Genomic DNA, 16514 nt, shown 5'->3' on the forward strand with positions numbered 1-16514 from the left:
ATGGACACCGGACACAGTCGGTTCGACAACACCGACCGCATCCTGATGGGCGTGTGCGCGATCCTGTGGCTGGCCGCGGTGGGGGCGGCGGTGGCCGCGGTGGTCGGGCTGGTCGATCTCGGCCGGGGGCGGCCCGCCCCGGCGGAGGAGGCCGGCACACCATGGCTGCTCTACACCGTCATCGCGGTGTCGGCGCTGATCATCATCGCCGCCGTGCCGCTGCTGCTGCGGGCGCGGCGCAGCGCCGGCGACGAAGCGGAGCCCGCGGCCCGACCGCCGGTGGGTCCCGGTGCCCCGCGCGGTGCAGCGCCCGCCCGGCCACCGCGGGCATTCGGCCCCGCCGCCGATCCGGGGGTGCGCCGTGGCCAACCACTGCCCGCCGACCGGGGCAGGCGCCTACCGCTGGCCGCGATCGATCAGATCTGGCTGCGCGCCGGGCTGGCCATCTTCAGTGCCATCGGGGCCGCGACGCTGCTGATCGGTGCAGCGACGTACCTGATGGCGGTGGACGCGACCGGCGCCGGGTGGGGCTGCTATGCCGTCGCCGGGCTGATCACCGTCGCGATGCCGGTCATCGGGTGGTGGTTCCTGCGCGAGTTGCGGGAACTGGTCGATCACGAGCGTTGAGGTCCGGCGGGGGATCGAGCTCGGCGATGAGATCCTCGACTCTGGCCTTGATGTCGTCCCGGATCCGGCGCACGTCGTCGAGATCCTTGCCGGCCGGATCGTCGAGCACCCAGTCACGGTAGGACCTGCCGGGAAATATCGGGCAGGTGTCACCGCAGCCCATGGTGATCACGACATCGGAGGCCTGTACCGCGTCGGTGGTCAGCACCTTGGGTTGGTGGGTGGAGATGTCGATGCCGACTTCGGCCATCGCTTCGACGGCGGCGGGGTTGAGTTGGTCCGCCGGAGCACTGCCCGCCGAGCGGACCTCGATGCGGCCCCCTGCGAGAGCGGTGAGGAAACCAGCGGCCATCTGGGAACGGCCGGCATTGTGCACGCAGACGAACAGAACAGATGGTGTGGGGTTGTCGGTCGCGGAATCGGAAGTCATGGGGCGAGCGGTGTCCTTTCGAAACGTTGGCGCAGCGCCAGGGATACGTAGATCAGTGCGACGAGCACCGGCACTTCGATCAGTGGTCCGACGACGGTGGCCAGGGCCTGCCCGGAGGTGGCGCCGTAGGTGGCGATCGCTACCGCGATGGCGAGTTCGAAGTTGTTGCCGGCGGCGGTGAACGCCAGGGTGGTGGTGCGTTCATAGCCCAGGCCCAGCGCAGCACCGGTCAGGTAGCCGCCGCCCCACATGATGGTGAAGTAGGCCAGTAACGGAAGCGCGATGCGGGTCACGTCGAGCGGTCGGTTGGTGATCTGATCCCCTTGCAACGCAAAGAGAATCACGACGGTGAACAGTAACCCGTACAACGCCCAGGGGCTGACCCGGGGCAGAAATATCGACTCGTACCAGTCGCGGCCCTTGGTGCGTTCACCGACGCGCCGGGACAGGTATCCGGCCAGCAGAGGGATACCGAGGAAGATCAGTACCGATTTGGCGATCTGCCATGGCGAGGTATCGATGGTCGTCTGTTCCAGGCCGAGCCAGCCGGGCAGCACCGACAGGTAGAACCAGCCCAGCACGGCGAACATGATGACCTGGAAGATCGAGTTGAGCGCGACCAGCACGGCGGCGGCTTCGCGGTCACCGCAAGCCAAGTCGTTCCAGATGATGACCATCGCGATACAGCGGGCCAGGCCGACGATGATCAGCCCGGTGCGGTACTCCGGCAGATCGGGTAGCAGCAGCCAGGCCAGCGCGAACATCAGGGCCGGGCCGAACACCCAGTTGAGCACCAGCGAGGACAGCAGCAGGCGGCGGTCACCGGTGACGGTGTCGAGCCGGTCATAACGCACCTTGGCCAACACCGGGTACATCATGATCAGTAGCCCGAGTGCGATGGGAAGTGAAATACCGTCGATCGCAACGCTTTCCAGCGCGGTGTTCAGGCCGGGAATCCAGCGTCCCAGCAGCAGGCCGGCAATCATGGCGGCACCGATCCAGACGGTCAGGTACCGGTCCAGAACCGACATCCTGCCGACGACGGGCGGGGGCGATGCCGGGGCAGCGGCGGTCACCGCGGCGCCCCGACGGGTGCGGTGCCGGTGGCGCCGAGCAGTGCCGACAGGCTCGCCAACGCTTGGGGCACCACCGCGTAGTAGACCCATGAGCCGCGCCGTTCGGACGTCAGTAGGCCGGCCTCACGCAACACCTTGAGGTGGTGCGACACCGTCGGCTGCGACACCTCGAGACCGGTCGAGATGTCGCAGACGCAGGCTTCGCCGCCGGCATGGCTGGCTATCGCGGAAAACAACTGCAGGCGTACGGGATCGGCCAGCGCCTTGAGGGTGGTTGCCACGTCCGCGGCCTCGGCCGCCGACAGTGGTTCCCGCAGCAGTGCGGCCGGCGGGCAGGTCGCCGCCCCATCTATCGACTCCCACAGCGACTTCGACATATATCTATATTGATAGTCGTCGAATCCGTCGTCAAGTGAACGCGTGGTGAACATTGCGGTCGGGATCCCTCGCCGGGCGGCGGCCGTAGGCCAGGTGGCCACCGCCGCAACGGTGACCACCTGGCCCGTTAGGCCGCGTCGTCAGCAGCAGGCCGCGGTATCGGCTGGTCGGTCGGCCTCCGCGGTGGATGTGTCACCACAGCACTGCGCGCCGTCGGCGTCGGCCTGGCGGTGTTGCGGGCTGCTGCCGAAGGTTTCCGAGTCGGCCAGCACGGTGTACACCTCCCACTTTTCGCCGGCCGGCCCGGTGACCCAGACCTTGTCCTGGGTGGCGAAACAACAGGTGGTGTTGATCTCCTCCGCGGTGACCAACCCGGCGCCGCTGAGCCGGGCGATCTCGGCGTGCACCCGCTCACTGGAGTCCACCTCGACGCCGAGGTGGTTGAGCGTGCCGCCGATGCCGGGGTTTTCGATCAGCACCAGCTTCAGTGGCGGTTGAGTGACCGCGAAGTTGGCGTATCCGGGTTTGACCTTCGCCGGGGGGGTGTTGAACAAGGTGGTGTAGAACTCGATGGCGTCGTCGAGATTGTCGACGTTGAGCGCTAACTGGACACGGGACATGATCGTCCTCCACTAGGATTGTCATATATGTCGAAATGGCGCCGAACCAAGCGTGCGCGCTATTTCGATATATGTCAAGAAGCTGCCGGGAGGAATTTCATGCCCAAACCGTTGCCCGTGATCGACATGTCCAGTCCGGTGTGCTGCGAGCCGGTGGCCGCGGGTCCGGTCAGCGACGAGGACGCGCTGCAGATCGCGTTGCGGCTCAAGGCGATCGCCGATCCGGTCCGGGTCAAGATCGTGTCGTTTCTGTTCAGCGCCGACGGAGGGGAGAAGACCAGCGGGCAGCTGGCGGCGAAGTTGAGCCTGGGTGAGTCCACTGTCAGCCATCACCTCGGCCAGCTGCGCAAGGCCGGGCTGGTGATCTCAGACCGCCGCGGAATGAACGTCTTTCACCGGGTGCGCCCGGACGCGCTGCAGGCGTTGTGTGTGGTGCTCGACCCGAACTGCTGCACGTAGCGGGCTTCGAACAGAGCCGCCAGAAAACGAAACCCGCCCCGGCAGTGTGCCGGGGCGGGTCTCGTTCAGCTGATCGGGTCAGCGCCGGGCGACCTCGCCGTTGCCCTGACCGTCTCGGAGGTTCTCCTGATATTCCTCCAGCGCGGCCAGCGCCTTCCGTTCCGAAGCATGGGCCGCCTCGACCAGCGCCTCGTGTTCGGAGATCGGGTCCGGCGTGATGAAGCTGCCGGTACCCGGCACACCGCCGGCGCCCAGCTTGTTCATCCGCTTGGGCACCGGAGCGCCCTGGTACTCCAACGGAATCGGGTGACCGTGCTCGTCAACCGGTCCGAGCGGCTGATGCAGCTCGATGTAGGCGCCGTGGGGGAGCCGCTTGATGATGCCGGTCTCCACGCCGTGCTCGAGCACCTCGCGGTCGCTGCGCTGCAGGCTGACCGCCCACCGGTAGGCGACGAAGTAGACGATCGCCGGCAACACCACCATGCCGATCCGGCCGATCCACGTCGTCGCGTTCAGCGAGATGTGGAACTTCCACGCGATGACGTCGTTCATCGCCGCCAGGGTCATCAGCAGGTAGAACGAGATCGCGGCGGCGCCGATACCGGTACGCACCGGCACATCACGCGGACGCTGCAGCAGGTTGTGGTGAGCGTCGTCGCCGGTCAGCTTCTTCTCCACCCAGGGATAGACGATGAGCCCGATGAACACCACGGCCATCGCCAACGCCACCCAGGTCGACGCCGGAATGGTGTAGTTGCCGATGTAGATCTCCCACGGCGGGAAGATACGGGCCATGCCCTCGGTCCACATCATGTAGAAGTCCGGCTGGCTACCCGCGGAGATCTGTGACGGACGGTACGGGCCGAGGTTCCAGATCGGGTTGATCTGCAGCAGCCCGCCCATGATGCCGAGCACACCGACCGTCATCGCGAAGAACGCGCCCGACTTCACCGCGAACACCGGCATCACCCGGACACCGACCACGTTGGTCTCGGTGCGGCCCGGACCGGGGAACTGGGTGTGCTTCTGGAACCACACCAGCGCCAGGTGGGCGCCGACCAGGGCCAGCATGATGCCCGGCAGGATCAGGATGTGCAGGGCGTACATCCGCGGGATGATGATGTTGCCCGGGAAGTCCCCACCGAACAGCATCCAGTGCAGCCAGGTGCCGATCACCGGCATGCCCAGCGTGATCGAGGAGAACGAGGCCCGCAGCCCGGTGCCCGACAGCAGCTCGTCGGGCAGGGTGTAGCCGAAGAAGCCCTCGAACATCGCCAGGATCAACAGCAGGCAGCCGATCACCCAGTTGGCCTCACGCGGCCGGCGGAACGCGCCGGTGAAGAACACCCGCGCCAGGTGCACCATGATCGCCGCGGCGAACAGCAGCGCCGCCCAGTGGTGGATCTGGCGCACGAACAACCCGCCGCGCACCTCGAAGCTGATGTTCAGCGCGGTCTCATAGGCCCGCGACATCTCCACACCGCGCAGGGGCTGGTACACCCCGTCGTAGACCACGTGCGCCATCGACGGGTCGAAGAACAGCGTGAGATAGATGCCCGTGATGATCAGCACGATGAAGCTGTACAGGGCGATCTCACCCAGCAGGAACGACCAGTGGGTGGGAAAGACCTTGTTCAGCTGCCGTCGTACTGCCGCTGACGGGTGGTACCGAGAATCGATCGCTTCGCCCTGCTTGGCGGCGATCTCAGCCAATTTCGGACTCATTATGACTTCCGTTCCCAGAATGCCGGTCCAACGGGCTCGATGAAGTCACCGTTGGCGACGAGATACCCGTCTTCGTTCACGGTAATCGGCAGCTGCGCCAACGCGCGAGCAGCAGGACCGAACACGGGCCTCGCGTAGTGCAGCAGGTCGAACTGCGACTGGTGGCACGGGCACAGCAGCAGGTGCGTCTGCTGCTCGTAGAGCGATGCCGGGCAGCCCAGATGCGAGCAGACCTTGGTGTAGGCGAAGAACTCGCCGTAGTTGAAGCTCTCCTGGCCCTTGCGCTTGACCACCCGCGGCATGTCCTGCGGGCGGATCCGGATGAGCATGACCGGGTTGCGGACGCCCATCGCGATCTCGGTCAGCTTGTGCGCGGACTCCGGGGTGGTGCCGTCACCGTCGGACTCCCGCCACGGGAACACGGTCTCCATACCGCCGGCGTCGATGTCCTCGGGCCGCACCTTCTGGAACGGGGCGGTCCCGACGGCGCCGGTGGAGCGGACCAGGTAGATCGTCTCGCCCGGGTAGCGCGGGGTCCATCCCGAGGTCCACAGCTCGGCCTTCTTCCCCTCGGCGGTCGGCACCACCGGCTTCCACGGGTTCTTCACCAGACCGCCGACGAACGCCACCAGCGTGCCCAGCCCGAAGGCGCCGAGGCCCAGCCCCAGCGACAGGCCGATCACCTTGCGCCGCTTGATCGTCGAGCCTTCCAGCGCATCGGTCAGGTTGGCCACGATGGTCTTGCGGTGGATCTCGGGGGAACGGCCGTCGTGCCGCTCCTGGATCGAGATCTCGTGCGGGATGAACTTCTTCTGGTACAGCACCGCACCGATGCCGATGGACAGAATCGACAACCCGAAGGTCAGCCCGTACAGCGGGGTGGTCAGGTTGTAGATCCACGCCCCCTCGTCACCGAGCGGGCGGTACTCCCACGGCCAGAACAGGAAGATCAGCAGCAGGGCCAGACCGGAGAAACCACCGAGCATCAGCCAGAACGCGACCTGGCGCTCGGCGCGCTTCTCGGCCTTGGTGCCCGGCACCGGCCAGCGCGGCTCCTTGAACACCGTCTGGACGCCGTCGAGCTTGCCGCCGAGCTCAAGGAGCTCCTCGCGGGACATCTGGGCCAGTTCGGCTTCCGTGGGCTGGCCCGGAACCCCGAGCTGACCCGGGGTGTCGGTGCCCTTGACGTCGTCGGTCATACGCGATCCACCGTCGGCTTCACGCTGATCACTCATGCCCGAGCTCCAATCCACAGAGCGGCGGCGATGACGGCCACCGTTCCGATGATCCAAATCGCCATGCCTTCGCCGACCGGCCCGAACCCGCCGAGGCCGTAGCCGCCGGGGTTACCGGCCTTGGTGGCCTGCTGGACGTAGGCGATGATGTCGGCCTTGTCCTCCGGGGAGAGTTGCCGATCGGAGAACTTGGGCATGTTCTCCGGACCGGTCAGCATCGCGGTGTAGATCTGGGCCGGCTCCAGGTTGTCGAGGTCCGGCGCGTACTTGCCGGACGACAGGGCGCCACCGCGACCGGTGAAGTTGTGGCAGGAGGCGCAGTTCATCCGGAACAGGTCGCCGCCGCGTGCGACGTTGTCACCGATCAGCGACTGCTGCGCGATCTCACCGTTGGCGTCGCGCACCACGGTGGGGCCGCCGCCGTTGGCCTGGATGTAGGCGCCGAGCGCGTCCATCTGGGCCTGGTCGAAGTCGGGGGTCTTCTCCGGCGCCTGGGCCTGACCGGTCTTCGCCGGCATCCGGCCGGTGGAAACCTGGAAGTACACCGAGGCCTCGCCCACACCGATCAGGCTGGGTCCGCGGTCGTACACCCCCTGCAGGTTGGCGCCGTGGCAGCTGATGCACGACGTCTCGTACAGCTCCTTGCCGGTGCGCAGTAGCGCCGACTGTGCTTCGTCGGCCACTGCCACCTGTGGCGTGGGCGTAAAGGTGGCCGCGAGGCCACCGGCGACTGTCAGCCCGAACAGCAGCAGGATGCCTGCTGATATGCGTCGGCGCAGCCGGCGGCGGGACTTGTCGGTCATCGAACCCCTTCTATTCGGCTGTGGATGCTGGGAGCTCATCGCGGCGTCCTGCCGCTGGGCTCATCAGTCCGAGTCCGATCGGCGAGCTGGGCGGCGATCATCGGACGAAGTAGATGGTGGCGAACAGCGCGATCCAGACGATGTCGACGAAGTGCCAGTAGTACGAGACCACAATCGCCGCGGTCGCCTGGGCCGGCGTGAACTTGCTCATCTTGGTGCGGAACAACAACAGCACGAACGCCACCAGACCGCCGATGACGTGCAGGCCGTGGAAGCCGGTGGCCATGTAGAACACCGAGCCGAAGGCACTGCTCGAGATGGTGGTTCCGGCCTTGACCAACTCGACGTACTCGTAGCCCTGCCCGAGTACGAAGAAGGTCCCCATCGCCAGCGTGATCAGATACCAGCGGCGGAGGCCGAACACGTCGCCGCGTTCGGCGGCGAACACACCCAACTGGCAGGTGAACGAGGACGCGATCAGCACGAGCGTCACCGGTACGGCCTGCCACAGGTTGAGGTGTGTCGGGGGTGGCGGCCAGTCGCCGCCAGCCTGAGCACGCGCCACGAAGTACATCGCGAACAGTCCAGCGAAGAACATCAACTCACTGGAGAGCCAGACGATGGTCCCGACACTGACCATGTTTGGCCTGTTCAGCGAATGAACGCGCGACGTAATTGCGGTTCCGGAGGTCCCAACAGCGGTCGTCACATCATGAAGTATGACGCTTTGTAGTTGGTGATCTCCACCCGGGTCGCGCAATTAGCGATAATCGGTCAATGGCATCCGTTCAACCTCGGCCGATGACGCTGGCCGACACTCCGGCGTGGGCGTCCGTCCTGGCCCGCCTGACCACCAACGAGTCGCTCCCGGTCGGGCATGCCGCCTGGGCCATGGACCAGATCATGACCGGCGCGGCGACACCCGCCCAGATCGCGGCGTTCGCGGTGGCGTTGCGGATGAAGCGGCCCACCCCCGCCGAGGTGCACGAGCTGGCCGAGATCATGCTGTCGCACGCCCGCCGGGTGCCCACCGACGAGATCGGCACCGACACCGTCGACATCGTCGGCACCGGTGGCGACGGGCACAACACGGTCAACCTGTCGACGATGGCGGCGATCGTGGTGGCGGCGTGCGGGGTGCCGGTGGTCAAGCACGGCAACCGGGCCGCGTCGTCGCTGTCCGGCGGCGCCGACACTCTCGAGGCGCTCGGGGTGCGGATCGACCTGAGCCCCGAGGAGGTGCAGCGCAGTGTGCGCGAGGTGGGCATCGGGTTCGCGTTCGCGCCGCAGTTCCACCCGTCCTACCGGCACGCGTCGGTGGTGCGGCGCGAGATCGGCGTGCCGACGGTGTTCAACCTGCTCGGCCCGCTGACCAACCCGGCCGCCCCGCGCGCGGGCCTGATCGGTTGCGCCTGGGCGGATCTGGCCGAGGTGATGGCCGGCGTGTTCGCCACCCGGGGCTCCAGCGTGCTGGTGGTGCACGGTGATGACGGACTCGACGAGCTCACCACCACCACGACGAGCACCATCTGGCGGGTGCAGGCCGGAACCGTCGAGCGGCTCACCTTCGATCCGGCCGCGTTCGGTTTCCCACGCGCCGATCTGTCCGCGCTGGTCGGTGGGGATGCGCAGGCCAACGCCGCCGAGGTGCGCGCGGTGCTGGGCGGCGCCAAGGGCCCGGTGCGCGACGCGGTGATCCTCAACGCCGCGGGGGCGATGGTGGCGCACGCCGGTCTATCCAGCGACGCCAAATGGGTGCCGGCGTGGGAATCCGGCCTGGCCCGCGCCACCGAGGCGATCGACTCCGGGGCGGCCGAACAACTGCTCGCGCGTTGGGTGCGGTTCGGTCAGCAGCTCTGACGGCGTCTGCTCGGCGGCCATCCGGGCCGACCGGGCCGTCGCGGCCCACGCCGCCCACCGTCCGGCCGCGTTGACCGGGGTGGCATACCCCGGATCCGCCCGCACGATCCGCACCCCGGGCCGGGCGAGCCAGCGGGCGATCAGCGCGGTCTCCTCGACCAGCGCGCCGCCCAGCGGCCCGGGGTTCGGCAGGATCGTCTGAGCACCCGCGCACAGCGCGTCGACGACCGGCATCGGCGGGACACCGCGGGCGGCGGTGCCCGCGGCGGCGAGCTGACCGTGCCGGATCACCGCGAGATGCCAGCCGCCGGCGCCGTCCGGGCAGGCGGCCACCATTTCGGTGACCGCGGCCAGCGCCCGCAGCCGCTGCCCGCGCCACAGCGTCTCGATCGTGGTGGCGGCGTGGTCCCGCAGTCGGGCGGCCGATTCGTAGCGGGTGCGAGCGGCCAGTTCGGTGATCTGTGCCAGCATCGCGGTGAGCGGACCGCTGTCGGCGCCCTCGATCAGGTCGGCCGCACGTGCGGTGGCGGCCGCGTAGCCGACCGGGGTGGCGCCCTGGGGGGCGGGGCAGGGGGCGACCTCCCGTTCCGGGCAGCGGTGCAGCGCCGAGCGGCCCAGCCGGGTGGTGCAGGTGCGGACCCCGGTGAACCGGGCCAGCACGTCGGCGGTGTCGGCGGCGTCCGCGCGGGACCGGAACGGTCCGATCACCCGGTCGTGGCGCGGGGTGCGGACCACGGAGAACCGCGGAAACGCCTCGTCGGTCAAGGTGATCCACCACCACTTGTGCGGGAACTTGGAGCGGCGGTTGTAGGGCGGCGCGTGGGCGGCCAGCAGCCGCAGCTCCCGCACCCCGGCCTCGAGGTCGTGAGCGCATTCGACGTGGTCGACCGCGGTGGCCAGCGAGGCCATCTCCTTCATCCGGGGCCGCGGATCGGCGCCGGTGAAGTATTGGCGGACCCGGCGCCGCAGGTCCACCGCCGTGCCGACGTAGAGCACCTCGCCGCCCGGCCCGCGGAACAGATACACCCCCGGACAGCGGGGCAGCCGGTCGGCCAGACCGCGGTTGCGCCGCTGCGCGGGCGTGACATCGGGCAGATACGCCTGCAGATCGGCGAAGGTGTGCACCCCCTGGTTGCCGACCCGTTCGATCAGCCCGTGCAGCACGTGGACGGTGGCGCGGGCGTCGTCGAGCGCACGGTGCGTGGGTGTGGTGGGCGACCCGAACAGCCGGGCCAGCGCCGCCAACCGCAGACTGGGCGCCTCGTCGCGGGTGAGCACCCGACGGGCCAGCCGCACCGTGCACAGCACCTGCGGGCGGGGCCAGTCGATGCCGCAGCGTTCGGCCGCGGCGCGCAGGAATCCGATGTCGAAGCCGGCGTTGTGGGCGACCAGCACCGCGCCGCGGCTGAACTCCAGAAACGTCGGCAGCACCGATTCGATCGGCGGGGCGTCGTACACCATCGCCGAGGTGATCCCGGTCAACGCGACGATCTGCGGCGGAATGCTGCGGCCCGGGTCCACCAGTGTGGCCAGCTCGCCCAGCACCTCACCGCCGCGCACCTTGACCGCGCCGATCTCGGTGATCGCGTCGGGATCCTCGCCGCTGGAGCGGCCGCCGGTGGTCTCCAGGTCGACGACGACGAACGTGGTGTCCCGCAGCGGGACAGCGTCCAGATCGAACGCCAGCTGGCCCATGGCGATGACGCTAGGGACGCCCACCGACATCCCCACACCGCGACACGCGCCGGCCGGATCTGTCGGTGCGTGTCGTTAGCGTGCCCGGCAACACCGGACGAAAGGAACACCATGACGCCAGACGAGAGCCTCACCGACCGTCCCCGCCCGCAGGACCGGGACGAAGGGGACGAAGGGACCGTAGTCATCGACTGTGATCACTGCGCGGTGCGCGGCCCGGGATGCACCGACTGTGTCGTCAGTGTGCTGCTCGGGGTGCCGGACAGTTTGCTGGAGGATGAACGGCGGGCGCTGGAAGTGCTGGCCGAGGCCGGTCTGGCCCCCAGACTGCGGCTCGTACCGGTTCACCGTGGCCGCGGATCCGGCGTTGCCTGACGACACGCGCCGGGGAGATGGCCGGAAAATTCTTCTTCAGGGCTGTTAGATTTGCGTCTCTGTTGGACAAGCCCGATGCCGTTTCGTAACCTGTTCGAGACCTTTTCGCGGTTCGGAGCGGCCAGAAACCCGGTAGCTGTAAGGACGCAATACGTTGAGGATCGACCGTGCGCACCGGATCATCCGTTCTGTTCATCGACCCCTCATCGCACTGATCGCCGGCCTGACGTTACTGGCCACCGGTATCGCGGCCCCCGGGCACGCAGACCCTGCCGATGACGCGCTGGCAAAGCTGCAGGAGCTGTCGCGGCAAGCCGAACAGACCACAGAGGCGATGCACTCCGCCCGGCTCGACCTGGAGGAGAAGCTGGCTGCGCAGCGTGCCGCCGAGGAGAAGGCCGCCGCGGACGCCGCCGCCGCGGACGCCGCCACCGCTCAGCTGGCGAACTACCAGACCGCGGTCGACAAGCTCGCCGCGTCGCAGTACATGGGGGGCCGTACCGACGGCTTCAACGCGATCCTCACCGCCCGCTCACCGCAGCAGCTGATCGATCAGCTCGCCGTGCAACGGGTGATGGCCACCGAGATGTCGGAGCAGATGCACCGGTTCCGGCTCGCCCAGGAGGAGGCCGCGAAGGCCGCCGAAGCGTCCGCGAAGTCGGCCGCCGAGGCCCGGACCGCCGCCGAGCAGGCCGCCGCGGTGCGCGCCGAGCTGCAAGCCAAGCAAAGTGAGCTGCAGCAGCAGATCGAGGTGGTCAAGGCCCAGTACGAGGCGCTCACCCCGGATCAACGGGAGGCGCTGGCCGCGATGCCGCCGGTGCCGCCCGGCACCCCCACCGGGGAGTTGCCAGGACAGCACGACACCGAGGTGCTGGCCGCGCCCGGCATCCCGCCCGGCGACCTCGCCCCCGAGGCGGCCGTCCCCGGCGGCCCGTCGAACGACCGTGCCACCGTCGTGCAGGCCGCGCTGAGCCGGATCGGCTCCCCGTACTCGTGGGGTGGTTCCGGCCCCAATGCCTTCGACTGCTCCGGGCTGGTCATGTGGGCGTTCCGGCAGGGCGCCGGGATCAATCTGCCGCACTCCAGCCAGGCCCTGGCCCGCGGTGGGCAGCCGGTGTCGATGGCCGACATCCAACCCGGCGATGTGGTCACCTACTACTCCGACGCCTCCCACGCCGCGATCTACATCGGCAACGGGATGATGGTGCATGCCTCGACCTACGGCACACCGGTGCGGGTCGCCCCGGTGAACAATGCGCCGATCTACAACATCCGCCGGTACTGAATCCGCCGGTACCGGATCCACCGGTGCCGGATCCACCGGTGCCGGATCCGCCGGTGCCGGCCGCCGGCTGCTGACGCTGGCCCTGCTCGCCGAGCTCGTCGGTGCGGCGGTGGTGGTGTGGCCCGGCTCCCCGTCGGCGGCGCCCGCACCGTCACCGCCGTCGGAATCGGCGCTGGCCGCGGGCGAATCCGTGCCCGCCGGGCCGGCGGCGCCCACCGAACGCGTCCTGGCCGACGGTCGGCGGGCCCGGTTGGTGGATCTGGGTGGACCGCACACCGCCGGGCTGCTGAACCGCATCGCCGCCGAACTGGACGCGGCGGCCGCTGCGGTGACCGCGTTCTGGGGGGACGACTGGTCCCGCGAGATCGTGATCGCGGCGGCCGCCACCGATGAGCAGTTCACCGCGCTGGCCGGCGGCGGGCCGGACATCGCCGCCGCGGCCGTCGACGGGCGCATCGTGTTCGCTCCCGGCGCGGCCGGGATGAGCGCCGATGCGCTGCGGATGGTGTTGCGCCACGAGCTTTTCCATCACGCCGCGCTGCCGCGGACGGCGGGCGACGCGCCACGCTGGCTCACCGAGGGGGTGGCGGACTTCGTGGCCCGGCCCGGCGGCCGGCCGGAGTTGACGGACGCCGAGGCGCAGGCCACCCGGCTGCCGACCGACGACGACCTCGACACCCCCGGACCGGTCCGCGCCCACGCCTACGACCGCGCATGGTGGTTCAGCAGTTACGTCGCCGACCGGTACGGCCCGGCGGCCCTGCGCGATCTGTATCTGCGGGCCTGCGGACCCGGACACCGTGACGTGGCGACCGCGGTGCGCGACGCGCTCGGCGCCGAACCCGATGTGGTGCTCGCCGGTTGGCGCCGGTGGCTGACCGACTAGCGTGACCGGGGTGAGCCGGGTTCTCCTCGTCACCAACGACTTTCCGCCGCGTCCCGGCGGCATCCAGTCCTACCTGCACGAACTGGTGCTCCGGTTGGTGCGGACCCAGTCGCACGTCGTGACGGTGTACGCGCCGCGGTGGCGCGGATCCGACGACTTCGACGCCGAGGCGGCGCGCACCGGTTACCGGGTGGTGCGTCACCCCGGCACGCTCATGCTGCCCGAACCGTCGGTGGCCCGCCGGATGCGGCGGCTGATCCGCGACGAGGGGATCGACACGGTGTGGTTCGGCGCCGCCGCACCGCTGGCGCTGTTGGCCGGCACCGCCCGCGCCGCCGGCGCGCGCCGGGTGCTCGCCAGCACCCACGGCCATGAGGTCGGCTGGTCGATGCTGCCGGTGGCGCGGCACGCACTGCGCATCATCGGGGACAACACCGACGTGCTGACCTACGTCAGCCGGTACACCCGGCGGCGGTTCGCATCGGCCTTCGGCCCGCGGGCCGGCCTGGAACACGTACCGCCGGGGGTGGACATCGACCGGTTCGCACCCGACCCGGTGGCCCGCACCGCGCTGCGGACCCGCTACCGGCTGGGCGAGCGGCCGGTCGTGCTGTGTCTGTCCCGGCTGGTTCCCCGCAAGGGACAGGACATGCTCATCCGGGCCCTGCCGATGATCCGCCGGCGGGTCGGCGACGCGGTGCTGGTGATCGTCGGCGGCGGCCCGTACCGGACCGCGTTGCAGCGCCTGGCGCATCGGTACGACGTGGCCGCGCATGTGGTGTTCACCGGGGGTATCCCGGCCGAGGAACTGCCCGCCCACCACGCGATGGCAGACGTCTTCGCGATGCCGTGCCGGACCCGCGGCGCCGGTCTGGACGTCGAGGGGCTGGGCATCGTCTACCTGGAGGCCTCGGCCACCGGGGTGCCGGTCGTCGCCGGCCGGTCCGGCGGCGCCCCGGAGACCGTGCGGCACGGCGAAACCGGGCTGGTGGTCGACGGCCGTGACGTACGCGAGATCGCAACGGCGGTCGGCGATCTGCTGTCCGATCCCGATCGGGCCGCCGCGATGGGCGCGGCCGGCCGGCAGTGGGTGGTACAGCAGTGGCAGTGGCAGACCCAGGCCGACCGGCTGGCCCGGCTGCTGCAGGTGTGACGCTGCGGTGTGACGGGCACCGGCGTCAGGACGAGTAGATCTTCTCGATCTCCGCCGCGTACTTCTCGGCCACCACCGCGCGCTTGAGTTTCAGCGTCGGGGTCAGTTCACCGTCCTCGACGGTGAAGTCGACCGGCAGGATCCGGAACTTGCGGATCGCCTCGGCGCGCGACACCGCCTTGTTGGCCTGCTGGATCGCCTCGTCGATCTCGGCGACCAGATCGGGATCCTCGGTCATCTCCGCCAGGGTGGCGTCGGGGTTCTTGCCGCGGTGCTGCTTCCAGGTTTCGAAGGCCTCGGGATCGATGGTGATCAGCGCGCCGATGAACGGTTTCTGATCGCCCACCGCCATCGCCTGGCTGATCAACGGGTGGGCGCGCAGCTGATCCTCCAGCACCGCCGGGGCGACGTTCTTGCCGCCCGCGGTGACGATGATCTCCTTCTTGCGGCCGACGATGGTGAGGAAGCCGTCGTCGTCGATGCTGCCGAGATCGCCGGTGTGGAACCAGCCGTCGACGATCGCCTCCTTGGTGGCCTCCTCGTTCTGCCAGTAGCCGTTGAACACCACGCCGCCCTTGACCAGCAGCTCGCCGTCCGGCGCGAGTTTCATGCTGCAGCCCGGCACGAGCTTGCCCACGGTGCCGATGCGCAGATCGTCCATCCGGTTCACCGTGATCGCGGCGCTGGTCTCGGTCAGCCCGTAGCCCTCGTACACGGTGACACCGGCGCCGCGGAAGAAGTGGCCGAGCCGGGCGCCCAACGGCGCACCGCCGGAGATCGCCGCCCGGCACTCACCGCCCAGCGCGGCACGCAGCTTCCCGTACACCAGCTTGTCGAACAACGCATGTTTGGCGCGCAGCCACAGCCCGGGGCCGCCGGTGTCGAGCGCCTTGCTCCAATCGATCGCGGTCCGCGCGGCCTGGGCGAAGATCGCGCCCTTGCCGCCCTCTTGTGCGTTCAATTCCGCGGTGTTGTAGACCTTTTCGAACACCCGCGGCACCGACACCACCGCCGTCGGCTTGAACTCGCCGAACAGTGGCACCAGGTTGGCCAGGTCGCTGGTGAAGCCCTGGGTGACCTTGCTGTGGAAGGCCGCCATCGAGATCGCGCGGGCCAGCACGTGGGCCAGCGGCAGGAAGGTCAGCATGCGCTGCCCCTTGTCCAGCAGGGTGGGGAAGCAGTCCCGGTCGGCGCGGACCTCGTGCACCAGGTTGGAATGGGTCAGCACACAACCCTTCGGGCGGCCGGTGGTGCCGGAGGTGTAGATCAGCGTGGCCGGGTCGGCCGCGCGGATGCCCGCCAGCCGGTTGTCCAACTCGGCGCGGTCCACCCCCGAACCGGCCGCGGTGAGCTCGTCGATCGCCGTCGGGCCGGATCCCTCGATGAGCAGCGTCTTGCGCAACGCCGGGGCGTCGTCCTGCACCGACTTGACCAGTTGGCCGTGTTTCTCGGTCTCCACCACCGCGAGCACCGCGCCGGAGTCCTGCAGCACCCAACGCACCTGATCGGCGGAGGAGGTCTCGAATATCGGCACAGTCAACGCCCCGACCGCCAGGATCGCGTAGTCCAGGATCACCCACTCGTAGCGGGTGGCCGACATCAGCGCGACCCGGTCGCCGGGCTGCACCCCCTCGGCGATCAGCCCCAACGCGGCTGCGCGGACCTGCTCGGCGGCCTGCGCGCAGGTGACATCGGTCCACCGCCCGTCGATCCGGCGTCGGAAGATGACATGCTGCGGATCGTCGCGTTCGTGGTCGAACACGGCACTGACGATGTTGTCCCGCTCGCCCACGGTGAAGGTGGCGGGTTCGTGAAACTCACGCACAGTCGAGCCTCTCTACTTGCAGCGGCGTCGGTCACACCAGCCTAGTCATCCCGGTGAGCCCGCGGTGAGGGCGTATGTGAAG

General features: G+C 69.1%; 16 protein-coding genes and 1 pseudogene. 7 read left to right on the top strand and 10 right to left on the bottom strand.

Going from position 1 to position 16514, the window contains the following annotated elements; all coding sequences use genetic code 11:
* The gene (locus tag CKW28_RS09170) at nt 1-627 is read left to right on the top strand and encodes a DUF2561 family protein (protein WP_003924712.1); all 627 of its coding nucleotides are present in this window, start codon (nt 1-3) and stop codon (nt 625-627) included.
* Here CKW28_RS09170 and CKW28_RS09175 read toward each other — a convergent pair.
* The 4 genes from CKW28_RS09175 to CKW28_RS09190 all read right to left on the bottom strand — a co-directional run bounded on the left by CKW28_RS09175 (nt 572) and on the right by CKW28_RS09190 (nt 3131).
* Nucleotides 572-1057, bottom strand: a complete 486-nt coding sequence (locus CKW28_RS09175; protein WP_003924713.1) for an arsenate reductase ArsC — start codon at nt 1055-1057, stop codon at nt 572-574. The two genes, CKW28_RS09170 and CKW28_RS09175, sit on opposite strands and share 56 nt — an antisense overlap.
* Nucleotides 1054-2088, bottom strand: coding sequence for an ACR3 family arsenite efflux transporter (gene arsB, locus CKW28_RS09180; RefSeq protein WP_003924715.1), 1035 nt, complete (start codon nt 2086-2088; stop codon nt 1054-1056). Before arsB ends, CKW28_RS09175 begins: the two co-directional genes overlap by 4 nt.
* A gap of 41 nt (nt 2089-2129) precedes the next feature.
* Nucleotides 2130-2510 (bottom strand): ArsR/SmtB family transcription factor, encoded by a 381-nt coding sequence (locus tag CKW28_RS09185; RefSeq protein ID WP_003924717.1) that lies wholly within the window; start codon nt 2508-2510, stop codon nt 2130-2132.
* A gap of 141 nt (nt 2511-2651) precedes the next feature.
* Nucleotides 2652-3131 (bottom strand): ArsI/CadI family heavy metal resistance metalloenzyme, encoded by a 480-nt coding sequence (locus tag CKW28_RS09190; protein WP_003924718.1) that lies wholly within the window; start codon nt 3129-3131, stop codon nt 2652-2654.
* A gap of 99 nt (nt 3132-3230) precedes the next feature.
* Between CKW28_RS09190 and CKW28_RS09195 the strand changes: the two genes are divergently transcribed.
* Nucleotides 3231-3590: an Rv2640c family ArsR-like transcriptional regulator gene (locus tag CKW28_RS09195; RefSeq protein WP_003924719.1), complete on the top strand. Its 360-nt coding sequence runs from the start codon at nt 3231-3233 to the stop codon at nt 3588-3590.
* Between the two features lie 78 nt (nt 3591-3668).
* On the opposite strand, the gene qcrB is transcribed toward CKW28_RS09195, so the two are convergent.
* The 4 genes from qcrB to ctaE form a co-directional block, all read right to left on the bottom strand.
* Nucleotides 3669-5315 (bottom strand): cytochrome bc1 complex cytochrome b subunit, encoded by a 1647-nt coding sequence (gene qcrB / locus CKW28_RS09200; protein WP_003924720.1) that lies wholly within the window; start codon nt 5313-5315, stop codon nt 3669-3671.
* On the bottom strand, nt 5315-6514 hold the full coding sequence (gene qcrA, locus CKW28_RS09205; RefSeq protein ID WP_003924722.1) for a cytochrome bc1 complex Rieske iron-sulfur subunit: 1200 nt from the start codon (nt 6512-6514) through the stop codon (nt 5315-5317). The genes qcrB and qcrA overlap by 1 nt, the downstream gene beginning before the upstream one ends.
* A 32-nt stretch (nt 6515-6546) precedes the next feature.
* Complete coding sequence (gene qcrC, locus CKW28_RS09210) at nt 6547-7353, bottom strand: cytochrome bc1 complex diheme cytochrome c subunit (RefSeq protein ID WP_003924724.1); 807 nt, start codon at nt 7351-7353, stop codon at nt 6547-6549.
* Between the two features lie 97 nt (nt 7354-7450).
* Nucleotides 7451-8062, bottom strand: coding sequence for an aa3-type cytochrome oxidase subunit III (ctaE, locus tag CKW28_RS09215; protein ID WP_003924725.1), 612 nt, complete (start codon nt 8060-8062; stop codon nt 7451-7453).
* A gap of 68 nt (nt 8063-8130) precedes the next feature.
* Between ctaE and trpD the strand changes: the two genes are divergently transcribed.
* A complete protein-coding gene (gene trpD / locus CKW28_RS09220) occupies nt 8131-9213 on the top strand; it encodes an anthranilate phosphoribosyltransferase (RefSeq protein WP_081475445.1) in 1083 nt (360 codons plus the stop codon).
* Here the strand turns inward: trpD and CKW28_RS09225 are convergent.
* Nucleotides 9151-10938 (bottom strand): annotated as a pseudogene (locus CKW28_RS09225) (DEDD exonuclease domain-containing protein); the annotation flags it as partial. The gene trpD and the pseudogene CKW28_RS09225 overlap by 63 nt on opposite strands.
* An 81-nt stretch (nt 10939-11019) precedes the next feature.
* Between CKW28_RS09225 and CKW28_RS09230 the strand changes: the two are divergent.
* From CKW28_RS09230 to CKW28_RS09245, 4 genes are all read left to right on the top strand, one after another.
* Nucleotides 11020-11283: a hypothetical protein gene (locus CKW28_RS09230; protein ID WP_003924729.1), complete on the top strand. Its 264-nt coding sequence runs from the start codon at nt 11020-11022 to the stop codon at nt 11281-11283.
* A gap of 154 nt (nt 11284-11437) precedes the next feature.
* Nucleotides 11438-12568: a peptidoglycan hydrolase RipC gene (ripC, locus tag CKW28_RS09235; RefSeq protein ID WP_003924731.1), complete on the top strand. Its 1131-nt coding sequence runs from the start codon at nt 11438-11440 to the stop codon at nt 12566-12568.
* The gene (locus tag CKW28_RS09240; RefSeq protein WP_003924733.1) at nt 12537-13454 is read left to right on the top strand and encodes a peptidase; all 918 of its coding nucleotides are present in this window, start codon (nt 12537-12539) and stop codon (nt 13452-13454) included. The genes ripC and CKW28_RS09240 overlap by 32 nt, the downstream gene beginning before the upstream one ends.
* Nucleotides 13455-13464: 10 nt before the next feature.
* Complete coding sequence (locus tag CKW28_RS09245; RefSeq protein WP_040546394.1) at nt 13465-14607, top strand: glycosyltransferase family 4 protein; 1143 nt, start codon at nt 13465-13467, stop codon at nt 14605-14607.
* A 25-nt stretch (nt 14608-14632) separates the two neighbouring features.
* Here CKW28_RS09245 and CKW28_RS09250 read toward each other — a convergent pair whose 3' ends face one another.
* Nucleotides 14633-16432 (bottom strand): AMP-dependent synthetase/ligase, encoded by a 1800-nt coding sequence (locus CKW28_RS09250; protein ID WP_003924735.1) that lies wholly within the window; start codon nt 16430-16432, stop codon nt 14633-14635.
* Nucleotides 16433-16514: the final 82 nt, after the last annotated feature.

The organism is Mycolicibacterium thermoresistibile, from assembly GCF_900187065.1.
GTDB classification, from domain to species: Bacteria; Actinomycetota; Actinomycetes; order Mycobacteriales; family Mycobacteriaceae; genus Mycobacterium; species Mycobacterium thermoresistibile.